Here is a 10,333-nt window from a genome sequence, read left to right on the forward strand (position 1 = left end):
TGAGTGCGTCCTGGTCGGCGCGGCTGATGGAGTAGGTGCGGCGCAGGTTCTCCGCGGTCTCGATCATGCCGCCCGGGACGGGATGGCGTGCGCCGCCCGCGGTGACCCGGCCGCGGGCCAGCGCGTCGTGGAGCTGGAGGCCGGGGCCCTTGATGCCCCAGCGGCCGTGGTGCGTGTAGTAGGGGGCGGCGCTCATCACGTCGACGCCGCCCGCGACGACGACGTCGCTGAAGCCGGCCCGGATCTGCATGGCGGCGTCGAGGACTGCTTGCAGTCCGGAGCCGCAGCGGCGGTCGGTCTGGAGGCCCGTGACGGTGTCGGGGAGTCCGGCGTCCAGGGCGGCGACGCGGCCGATGGCCGGTGCCTCGGAGGTGGGGTAGGCGTGTCCGAGGATCACCTCGTCGATCCGGTCCGGGTCGATCCCCGTGCGGGCGACGACCTCCGCGATGACGCGTGCGGCGAGCGCGGCGGGGGTCTGCTGGGCGAAGACTCCGCCGAACCGCCCGATGGGGGTGCGCAGCGGTGCGCAGATGACGACGTCTGAGGGGTCGGCCACGGCGGAACACCTTTCGGCGGTTCGGGTGTGTGGGGGTGACCTTCGCACCCGACCACTGAGTCGGTCCAATACCGAGTTGGCGACCTATTCATTTCCTCCGTGTCTCAATGGAGTGACGGAGGTGTCGGCAGGGCCTCCTCGGCCACCGTGAGCACGGCCCGCAGGGCGGCGGACGGATTGTCGGTGCGCCAGGCGAGCGCGGCCTGCCTCCGTACCGGCGGTCCGGCCAGGGGCCGGTACACGAGCCCGCCCTGCTGGATGTGCCGGACGGAGGAGACGGTGAGGGTGACACCGACGCCCGCCGCGACGAGGGCGAGGATCGTGTACGAGTCCGGGGCCTCCTGCACCACACGCGGGTTGAAGCCGGCCGACTCGCAGACCTGGACCATCGCGTCACGCACCGTGGAGCCCGCGTTCGCGGGGAAGGAGACGAAGGGTTCGTCGGCGAGGACGGCGATCGGGATGCTGTCGAGTTCGGCCAGCCGGTGGTCGGAAGGCAGCGCGCACAGCAGTTCCTCCTCGTCGATCACCCGGTGGGCCACGCCCGGCTGGGTCACCGGGAGGCGGACGAACCCGAGGTCGAGGGAGCCGTCGGCGACCCGGGAGAGGGCGACGTTGGCGTACGTCTGCCCCTTCATGACCAGCTCCAGAGCGGGGTGTGCGGCGCGCACGGCCCGGGTCAGGTGCGGCAGCGTCTCGTGGCTGGAGGCACCGGCGAAGCCGATGGTGACCCGGCCGCACTCCCCGCGTCCGGCGGCCTTGGCGGCCCGCACCGCGGTGTCGAGGTTCTCCAGCACGGTCCGCACGGGTTCGAGGAAGGACTCCCCCGCGCTGGTGAGCCGTACCGAGCGGGTGTTGCGCTCGAAGAGCTGGACGCCGAGTTCCTTCTCCAGCTGGCGGATCTGCTGGCTGAGCGGCGGCTGGGCCATCTGCAGCCGTTTGGCGGCCCGGCCGAAGTGCAGCTCCTCGGCCACTGCGGTGAAGGCGGTGAGATGACGCAGTTCCATCCGGAAACCCATTCATTACGACGCTGTCTTAATGCAACCCTAATTCGGTATTGGACGGCACTCAATGGCCGCTGACACGGTAGGGCGACCCGCACACACTCGCCGAGGAGCACCGTGGAACGGACGCATACGGCCGACGGGGCCGGCAAGGTCATGCCGATGAGGGAGGCCGTCGCCGCCTTCGTGCACGACGGTGCCACCGTCGGCATCGAAGGCTTCACCCATCTCATCCCCACCGCCGCCGGTCACGAGATCATCCGCCAGGGCCGCCGCGACCTCACCGTCGTACGGATGACGGCGGACATCGTGGTGGACCAGATGATCGCCGCCGGCTGCGTCTCACGGCTGGTGTCCTCGTTCGTCGGCAACTCCTCGGCCGGTTCGCTCGGGGAGCTGCGGCGCAGGATCGAGCGCGCCGACCCGGCGCCGCTGGCCTTCGAGGAGTACAGCCACTACGGGATGGTCTGCCGCTACCTCGCCGGGGCGCAGCGGCTCCCCTTCTACCCGCTGCGCAGCTACGGCGGCAGCGACCTGCCGGGCGTCAACGGCGATCTGCGCAAGGTGACTTCGCCCTATCCCGGGCCGGACGGCGAGCCCGAGCAGATCTACGTCGTCCCGCCGGTCAATCCGGACGTCACGATCGTCCACGCCCAGCGGGCCGACCGGCTGGGCAACACCCAGATCTGGGGGCTGACCGGCGTCCAGGCGGAGGCGGTGTACGCGGCGGACAAGGCGATCGTCGTGGTCGAGGAGGTCGTCGACGAGGAGGTGGTCCGCTCGGATCCCAACCGGACGCTGATCCCGGCGCACGCGGTCGACGCCGTCGTCGTCTGCCCGCGCGGCGCGCACCCGTCCTTCGCGCAGGGCTACTACGACCGCGACAACGCCTTCTACCGCGCCTGGTCGCACATCAGCGCGGATCCGGAGCGGCTGCGGGAGTGGCTGGACGAGTGGGTGTACGGAACGGCCGACCACGCCGAGTACACCGCGAAGCTGGGCGAGGACTTCTGCGCGGGGCTCGCGGTCGGCGAGGCGCTCAGCGAACCGGTGAACTACGGGCGGCGGCTGTGAGCGCGCCGACGGAAGGGAAAGAGACCGTGAACACGCTCACCGTACCCGGGGCGGTCACCTCCTCGGAGCTGCTCGCCGTCGTAGCCTCCCGTGAACTGGCCTCCCGGCGGACGGTGTTCGCCGGCATCGGGCTGCCGACGCTCGCCACCGAACTGGCCCGTCTGACGGTCGCGCCGCAGATCGAGGTGGTGTACGAGTCCGGGGTCTGCGGCGCGCATCCGTCGCACCTGCCGGAGACCATCGCCGACGCCGTGCTCATCTCGGGCGCGGAGGCGGTGCTGTCGATGCCGGCGCTGTTCGGCTACGTGCTGCAAGGCGGACACATCGACGTCGGGTTCCTGGGGGCGGCCCAGGTCGACCGGTGGGGCAACCTCAACACCTCCGTGATCGGGGACTGGCAGCGCCCGGCGGTACGGCTGCCGGGCTCCGGCGGCGCCGTCGAGGTGATGGCCAACTCCCGCGAGGTCTTCGTGGTGATGCGCCGCCACACTCCGCGTTCCTTCACCGAGGTCCTGGACTTCTGCACCACTCCCGGCCCGGACCGGGCGCTGGCGGAGGGCATCCGCCCGCTGGGCGTCGGCGTCACCCGGGTCATCACCGAGCTGGGCATCCTGGCCCGTGAAGGCGTCGGCGAGGAGCTGCGGCTGATCGCCGTCCACCCGGGTGTGACGGTCGGCCAGGTCCGCGAGGCCACCGGCTGGGACCTGAAGGTGGCCGACTCCGTGGAGACGGTGGAGCCGCCGACCGCGGCGGAGCTGCGGCTGCTGCGGGAGGACGTGGACCCCGGCCGCGTCTATCTCCGCTGAGACGACCTGCCTCTGTCTGAACCGGATCAACGAAAGGACCGTGATCGCCATGCGCATCAGGATCGTCGGTGCCGGGGCCATGGGCCGCGGGATCGCCCAGTGGGCCGCGTCCGCCGGGCACACCGTGGAGCTGTGCGACGTGCGGCAGGAGGCCGTGACATCGGCCGTGGACTTCGTACGGGCCATGCTGGAACGGGCGGTCGACAAGGGCCGGATGTCCGCGGAGGACGGTGCGTCGGCCCTGGAGCGGCTGGTCCCGCTGGACGACCCATGGGCCGCCGGCCCGGACGTCGGGCTGGTCGTCGAAGCCGTACGGGAGGACCTGGACACCAAGGCCGAGGTGTTCGGGAAGCTGGAGCAGGTCCTGCCCGCCTCCGCCGTCTTCGCCACCAACACCTCGTCCCTGTCCGTGACTCGCATCGCGGCGACCCTGGAGGACCCGAGCCGACTCGTGGGGCTGCACTTCTTCAATCCCGTGCCGCTGATGAAGATCGTCGAGGTGGTGCCGGGCGCGGCGACCCGGCCGGAGATCCCGCCGGCGCTCACCGCGCTGGTGGAGGGCTGCGGCCACCGCGCGGTGACGGTCGCGGACACGCCGGGCTTCCTGGTCAACCACGCCGGGCGGGGCCTGGTCACCGAGGCGCTGGCGCTGCTGGAGGAGTCCCTCGCGGAACCGGCGGACATCGACCGGATCGCCCGGGACGTGCTGGGGCTGCGGATGGGCCCGTTCGAGCTGATGGACCTCACGGGACTCGACGTCACGGCCGCCGTGATCGACTCGATCTGGGAGGGCTTCCGCCACGAGGACCGGCTGCGCCCCTCCTACCTCACCCCGAACCGGGTGACCGCGGGACTGCACGGCCGGAAGACGGGCCGGGGCTGGTACGCCTACGACCCCGACGCCCCCGCCGTCGTCGCCGAACCGCCGGTGACGGGCGACGCGGACCGGCCGGTGTTCGTGGCGGAGACGGGTCCTCCGTCCGCGGCCGCGCTGCGGGAGGCGCTGGTCGCCGCCGGAGCGACCGTGGAGACGGGCACCGAGCCGTCCGGTGACGCGGTGGTGCTGGTCCCGGCCTGGGGCACCACGGTGGCGTCCGCCGTGGCTGCGCTGGGCCTGCCCGCCGCACGCACCTTCGGGACGGACCCGCTGCCCGCGGCGGGCCGGCGCCGGGTGCTCTCGGTGACACCCGCGGCGGATCCGTCCGCCGCACGGGACGCGCGGGCGGTGCTGGCCCGCGCGGCGAACAGTGGGGAGCCGTACGCCGTGTCGGTGGTCCGGGACACGGCGGGCTCGGTGGCTCAGCGACTCCTGGCCTCCGTGGTGTCGGTGGCCTCCTCGATGGCGGAGCGCTCGCTCGCCTCCCCCACGGACATCGACCTGGCCGTGCGGACCGGCCTCGGCTACCCCGTGGGGCCCCTGACCTGGGGCGACCGGATCGGCGCCGCGCGGCTGCTGGAACTCCAGCGCAACCTCCACGCCACGACCGGCGACCCGCGCTACCGCCCGACCCGCTGGCTCACCGAACGCGCCCAGCTCGGCCTCCCCCTGACGGCACCGGGCACGTCACCCGCCGACTGCACCGGCCGGTGACGACGACGGCATCAGTGTCGCGCGGGGCCGTGTCTCGGGTGCACCGGATCCGTGTCCCGTCGCGGCCGTCGGGGTCAGGCGCTGCTCCAACGCCGAGCGGTACGAGGCCAGTCGTCCAGTCCGCCCGATGGTCAGCGCTCCGACCAGCCGGCCCGCCCGGTGGTAGCTGATCTCCAGCCGGCGTGCCGTCAGGTCGTGCTCCACGACGCGTGCTTCGTCGGCGGCGGCGGGAAGGCCGACCGAGCGGATCCGGGTGCCGTGCAGATCGGACCAGAAGGACGGAACGGCCGCGAACGGTTCAAGTGTCGGGGCGGGGTCCTGCGCGGCGAGGAGCGTGGCGGCGGCTGCCGCGCCTTGCTCCACGGCGTTGGTCCAGTGGCCGAGCGTCAGCCGCTCGCCGTCGGCGAGCGGCTGCGGTACGCGGGCCACGTCACCGGCCGCGACCACACCGGGCACGACCGAACCGTCGGCGCGCAGGGCACGCAGACACGGATCGCAGTGGACGCCCCCGTCGTGGGCGAGGCCGGAGCCGACCAGCCAGCCGGCCGACGGCACCCCGCCCAGCGCCAGCACCGCCAGGTCGGCCGCGGCCGTCGAGCCGTCGGAGAGGCGGACGCCGGTGATCCAGCCGTCGGCCCCGGCGAGGAAGCCCTCGACGGTGGTCCCGGTACGCAGGTCGATGCCCGCCGCGCGGTGGAGCGCGGCGATGTAGGCGCCCCCGGTGGTGCCGATGGCGCGTGCGAGGGGCTGGGCCGCGGCTTCGACGAGCGTCACGTCGAGCCCGCGTTCCCGGGCGGCGGCGGCGATCTCGCCGCCCAGGAAGCCGGCGCCGACGACGACCAGCCGCCGTCCGGGCACCAGCCCGTCCCGCAGGGCGAGCGCGTCGTCCCAGGTGCGCAGGGTGACCACGCCGGCCGGCGGCGCGGGTCGGGCGGCCGGCCAGCCGCGGGCGGCCGATCCGGTGGCGATGAGCAGTCCGTCGTACCGGAGCAGCGCGCCGTCGGCCAGGGTGAGGGTCCGCGCCTCGGCATCCAGGCGTACCGCCGCCCGGCCGAGCCGCCAGCGGGCGTCGAGCCCCTCGGGCAGGGGCAGTTCGACCCCGGCCGGCGGGTGCGGGGAGGTCAGTACCTGCTTGGACAGCGGCGGCCGGTCATAGGGCAGACGCGGTTCGCCGCCCACGATGGTCAGGTCGCCGGTGAAACCCCGTTCGCGCAGGGTCCGCGCCGCTCGCAGTCCGGCGAGCGAGGCGCCCACGATCACCAGTCGCCGGTGGTCCTCGGCTCTCATGCGGCGGCCCGGGAGACGGTGATGGCGCGGACCGGGCAGACGGCCGCAGCCTTCTCCGCCCGGTCGAGCAGCGCGTCGCCGGGGGCGGACTCGTACACGAGGTGGTCGTCATCGTCGAAGGAGAAGATCTCCGGCGCCGCGAAAACGCACTGTCCGTGGCTCTCGCAGAGGTTCATGTCCACGGTGATCCGCATGGTCGCTCCGTAGGGGTCGTGGGTGTGGTGCGGCCGGGGGTCAGCCGGCCGGGGGGTTGAAGCGCGAGTAGGCGGGGCTGCTCCACCGCAGCGGCGAGGCGCCGGTGATCTCCCGTACGGCCTCGACGGTGAACTCGACCAAGCGCTGTGCGCCGGGCACCCTGGCGATCTCCTCGGGGTCCCACACGGTGTGCGCGGTGCCGGACAGATGGAGGGTGGTGCCCGTCTCCCAGTCCGGGACGAGGAGTCCCGCCGACGCGTTGAGCAGCAGGTTGCCCAGGGTCAGGAACATGGCGTTGCCGGTGTAGTCGGGCCAGCGGAGCAGGGTGGGTGAGAGCACCTGGACGAAGCCGGGGTTTCCGCCGCGGTGCGACGCGTCCGCGTCGCCCTGGTCGGATGCGGTGGCGACGAAGAACGTGTCCGCCGCGCGCACGGTCCGCTGCTGGGCCGGGGTGAGTTCGGTGCCCTCGACGGCCGTGCGGGCCACGGTTGTGTCGTCGCCCGGCCGGGTCTCGACGTAGTGCCTCTTCTGGAGGTACTTGGGGCAGTTGGCGATGACCTGGTCGAGGTCGACGTGCAACGCGTCGCCCTCTCGGTGGGCCCGGCCGTTGACGCGCATCCGGCGCCGGGTGGCGGGCTCGATGGCGATCATTCCGATCCGGGGGCGAGACCCGGTGGCCAGGATGTCGGCCAGCGGGTCCTCCGGCAGGGGCAGGGCGTCGATCGTGACGGTGCGGGGGTCGGGCACCCGGATGAACCCGGGAGGCCCCGTCAGCTGGGTGGCCCAGATTCGGCCGGCGCGGTCGGACCCGCCCAGCACGATCAGCGGCTGCTCGGCGAGGAACTCCCGCGCGACGGGCGGGACCGTCGCACCGATGCCGCCGAGCGCGTACCCCGCCTCCCTGGCGAGACCGGCGCGCTCCTGCACGGCGATCTCACCGCTGTGATAGGTGGCCACGGGATGTCCTTTCGGGGCGCTGGACTTGTGGTGTCCGAGGGGTGCTTCGGGTGTCGGCCCGCCCGGGCGCCCCGCCCTTCCGGAACCGGGGGCGCCAGGGCGGGCCGACGGGCTCCCTAGAAGAAACCGCAGGTGGGCGCACCCGGGGTGGGGGCGTCGGCCGGGTCGGCGCCGGTGGGGGCGTAGATCTCCAGGCGGATGCCGTCGGGGTCGGCGAAGAAGATGCCGCCGGAGGTGCCGTTCTCACCGTGCGGCACGACGCCGTCGTAGCTGAACTCGGCTCCCAGGCGGCGCAGCACCTCTTCGGTGGCCTTGACCTCGTCGATGGTCTCCACCTGGAACGACAGGTGGTGCAGGCCCGGCCGGTCGGTGGGGAACGAGCCGGCGCTCTGCTGCCACAGCGCCACGAACATCCGGTTGTCGCGGCCGAGGAACGCCCAGCGACGGTCGTCCTCCTTGCCCTCGGCCATCACTTCGAAGCCGAAGACGGCTCGGTAGAAGGCGAGCGAGCGGTCGACGTCGGTGACGTTCAGCCCCACGTGGCCGGTTTGCAGGGTCTTCGCCTCAGCCATGGTCCATCACATGCCTTCACTCATCGTCACGAGACGATCTCGTAACTGGTGAAAGCAACTTTAGGGGTTAGATTCGTGAGGCGTCAACCGGTGATCAGTGGATGACCGGTTATGGTGGCTGCGTGCTCCCCGCCACCACCGCGAAGGAAGGACCCCGCACCGTGCCGCCGACCCCGGACGCCGACCCTCGCCCGCTGACCGACGAACCCCTCGGCATCGACCTGCTCAACACCCGCTGGATCGACGCCTCGGGCCGCCACGACCTGCTCGACTCGCTCGACGGGCTGGCGATCTGGCTCGGCAGCCCGCTGGTGCGCCAGGCCCTCGACAGCGCACCGGTCCCGGTGGAGGAGGAAACCCTCCAGCGGCTGCTCCGGGCCCGCGCCGCCCTCGACGAGGCGATCGCGAGCCCGCGGCAACCCGGTCCTGGCGCCGTCGAGGCCCTCAACTCCGTCCTCGCCCACGGCCGGACGGGTCATCGCCTGACCGCCGACGGACCGGCCACCTTCACCGAGGTCGACGCCCCCTCCTGGCTGCCCGCCTGGCAGGCGGCCCGGGACTATCTGCGGCTGCTCGGCGAGCGGCCCGAGCGGATCCGGGCCTGCGGCAACCCCGAGTGCATCCTGCACTTCTACGACGTGTCCAAGAACGGCACCCGCCGCTGGTGCTCGATGGCTGGCTGCGGCAACCGGGCGAAGGCACAGCGCCACTACGCCCGCACGAAGAGCACCTGATCAGTTGACGAGAGTCACCAGCAGGACGTACTGGAGCAAGGGGAACTCGCCTCCCACGTAGATGCACCGGGGGTACGCCCTGCGGCCCTGCGTCGCGAAGTAGGCCTGGTAGTACTGGCCGTAGGCGGCGCACAACGGGGCCGGGTAGACACCCACCTGATAGGTCCCCGGCGCGGGACTCGCGGCGGCGGGCGCGGCCGCGGCCGTAGGAGCCGACGCTGCTACTCCTCCGAAGGCGATGGCAAGCCCGGACAGTGCTGCCACCGTCCCTCTGGCCCTGGTTGCTCTGACGTTCATAGGCGTCCGTCTCCCCTGCTCGGGCACACCACGACAGTCCCCGGCCGTGTGGCCGGCGGTGCCTGACCGGTGTGCCGTGAGTGATCGGCCATGACGACGGGAGATAAGACGAGGCAGGGCTCCGCCCGCGAGGCCGAGCCCTGCCTTCCCCCCCGTCCCGTACATCGTGGCGTTCAGGGGCGGCCGTGAATTGGCCTTGCGTGTGCGGTTACTTGTCGTTCAGCGCAGCCCGTCGCGTATCCGGCGCACCACGCAGTGCCGTCTGCCGCAGCTCTCTCGGCGGCACGCCGTATCTCGCACGGAAGGCCCTGCTGAAGTCTGCCGGGCGCAGGAACCCCCATCGTGCCGCGATCGCGCCGATGGAACGGCGTCGCAGCCGGGGATCGGTGAGGTCGGCGTGGCAGCGTTCCAGCCGGCGCCGGCGTATCGAGGCCGCGACGGTCTCTCCTTCGTCCCGGAAGAGGGTGTGCAGGGTACGCACGGAGATGTGGTGGTGGGCCGCTATGGCCGCCGGACTCAGGTCCGGGTCACCGAGGTTGTGCTCGATGAAGGTGGTCACGCGGGCCAGCAGAGCCTGCCGGCGGGACTCGGCCGGGAGGTCGCCGTACGCTCCGATGTGCTCCGCGAGGCAGGCGCCCGCGAGGTCGAGCACCGTCTCCCCCAGCCGGCCGAGCGCGCCCGGTTCGCAGTCGGGGCCGTAGGTGTCCAGTGTCGTCACGAACCGGGCGAGGATCGCTCCCAGACCGGTGCGGGCCGACAGGGGCCGGGCGAGGAGCCGGTCGAGCTTGTGGAGCGGGAGCGGGACTCGCTCGCGGGGCAGTTGGAGGATGTGTGCCTGTGTGTGACGGCCGTGGTCGGGCACCGCGCCCTCGAACGGGTGCCAGCTGTCCCACAGCACCATGTCGCCGCACACCAGCCCCGAGTCCTGACGGCGCTGGCTCACCCACAGGGGGGCGCCACGGACGAAGGTCAGCTGGTACGTGTCCGGATCCGCCCTCCGTATGTCGGCCCCGGTGCGCTTCAGGCGCGCCGGGGGGCTGTCGAACGCGGCCAGCCGCGCCGTCCCGAGATCGAGCAGGCCCACGCTCGCGGGGAAGTCGGCGTCGGCCTTCGCGCTGCTCAGGGTGAGAGGGGCCAGTTCACGGCAGAGCAAGTCGGCCCAGAAGGGGAAGCGTTCCTCGGCGGGCAGTGCTTCGCTCGACACGTTCAGCCACATCGTCACTCCCCGGTACCGTCGCTCCGACGACCATCCCTGCCCGA

At 72.4% G+C, this 10,333-nt stretch carries 12 protein-coding genes; 4 read left to right on the forward strand and 8 right to left on the reverse strand.

Features of this window, described 5'->3' with window-relative positions:
• On the reverse strand, positions 1-556 hold a 556-nt coding region (locus GTW67_RS01495), incomplete at its 3' end, for a thiolase family protein (RefSeq protein WP_346010531.1).
• Between the two features lie 104 nt (positions 557-660).
• Positions 661-1,563 (reverse strand): LysR family transcriptional regulator, encoded by a 903-nt coding sequence (locus GTW67_RS01500; protein ID WP_161162985.1) that lies wholly within the window; start codon positions 1,561-1,563, stop codon positions 661-663.
• A 153-nt stretch (positions 1,564-1,716) separates the two neighbouring features.
• On the opposite strand from GTW67_RS01500, the gene GTW67_RS01505 reads away from it, so the two are divergent.
• Genes GTW67_RS01505 through GTW67_RS01515 form a run of 3 tightly spaced genes read left to right on the forward strand, consistent with a single transcriptional unit; the run spans position 1,717 to position 5,031 of the window.
• On the forward strand, positions 1,717-2,634 hold the full coding sequence (locus tag GTW67_RS01505; protein ID WP_202436678.1) for a CoA transferase subunit A: 918 nt from the start codon (positions 1,717-1,719) through the stop codon (positions 2,632-2,634).
• Positions 2,635-2,660: 26 nt separating this feature from the next.
• Positions 2,661-3,440, forward strand: a complete 780-nt coding sequence (locus tag GTW67_RS01510) for a CoA-transferase (protein ID WP_161162987.1) — start codon at positions 2,661-2,663, stop codon at positions 3,438-3,440.
• A gap of 49 nt (positions 3,441-3,489) precedes the next feature.
• Entirely contained in the window at positions 3,490-5,031 is a 1,542-nt protein-coding gene (locus GTW67_RS01515) for a 3-hydroxyacyl-CoA dehydrogenase (protein WP_161162988.1), read from the forward strand.
• On the opposite strand, the gene GTW67_RS01520 is transcribed toward GTW67_RS01515, so the two are convergent.
• From GTW67_RS01520 to GTW67_RS01535, 4 genes are all read right to left on the reverse strand, one after another.
• Positions 5,005-6,318 (reverse strand): NAD(P)/FAD-dependent oxidoreductase, encoded by a 1,314-nt coding sequence (locus tag GTW67_RS01520; protein WP_161162989.1) that lies wholly within the window; start codon positions 6,316-6,318, stop codon positions 5,005-5,007. The genes GTW67_RS01515 and GTW67_RS01520 overlap by 27 nt on opposite strands.
• Positions 6,315-6,512: a ferredoxin gene (locus GTW67_RS01525; RefSeq protein ID WP_161162990.1), complete on the reverse strand. Its 198-nt coding sequence runs from the start codon at positions 6,510-6,512 to the stop codon at positions 6,315-6,317. Before GTW67_RS01525 ends, GTW67_RS01520 begins: the two co-directional genes overlap by 4 nt.
• Before the next feature lie 40 nt (positions 6,513-6,552).
• Positions 6,553-7,470 (reverse strand): pyridoxamine 5'-phosphate oxidase family protein, encoded by a 918-nt coding sequence (locus GTW67_RS01530; protein ID WP_161162991.1) that lies wholly within the window; start codon positions 7,468-7,470, stop codon positions 6,553-6,555.
• A gap of 116 nt (positions 7,471-7,586) precedes the next feature.
• Positions 7,587-8,042: a VOC family protein gene (locus GTW67_RS01535; RefSeq protein WP_161162992.1), complete on the reverse strand. Its 456-nt coding sequence runs from the start codon at positions 8,040-8,042 to the stop codon at positions 7,587-7,589.
• A 161-nt stretch (positions 8,043-8,203) separates the two neighbouring features.
• Between GTW67_RS01535 and GTW67_RS01540 the strand changes: the two genes are divergently transcribed.
• Entirely contained in the window at positions 8,204-8,776 is a 573-nt protein-coding gene (locus tag GTW67_RS01540; RefSeq protein ID WP_346010532.1) for a CGNR zinc finger domain-containing protein, read from the forward strand.
• Here GTW67_RS01540 and GTW67_RS01545 read toward each other — a convergent pair whose 3' ends face one another.
• Both GTW67_RS01545 and GTW67_RS01550 read right to left on the reverse strand, forming a co-directional pair.
• Entirely contained in the window at positions 8,777-8,932 is a 156-nt protein-coding gene (locus GTW67_RS01545; protein WP_161162994.1) for a hypothetical protein, read from the reverse strand.
• Positions 8,933-9,281: 349 nt separating this feature from the next.
• Positions 9,282-10,333, reverse strand: a 1,052-nt coding sequence (locus tag GTW67_RS01550; protein WP_237518601.1) for a helix-turn-helix domain-containing protein, incomplete at its 5' end; no start/stop codon positions are given.

This window comes from Streptomyces sp. SID5910, from assembly GCF_009862125.1.
Lineage (GTDB): Bacteria > Actinomycetota > Actinomycetes > Streptomycetales > Streptomycetaceae > Streptomyces.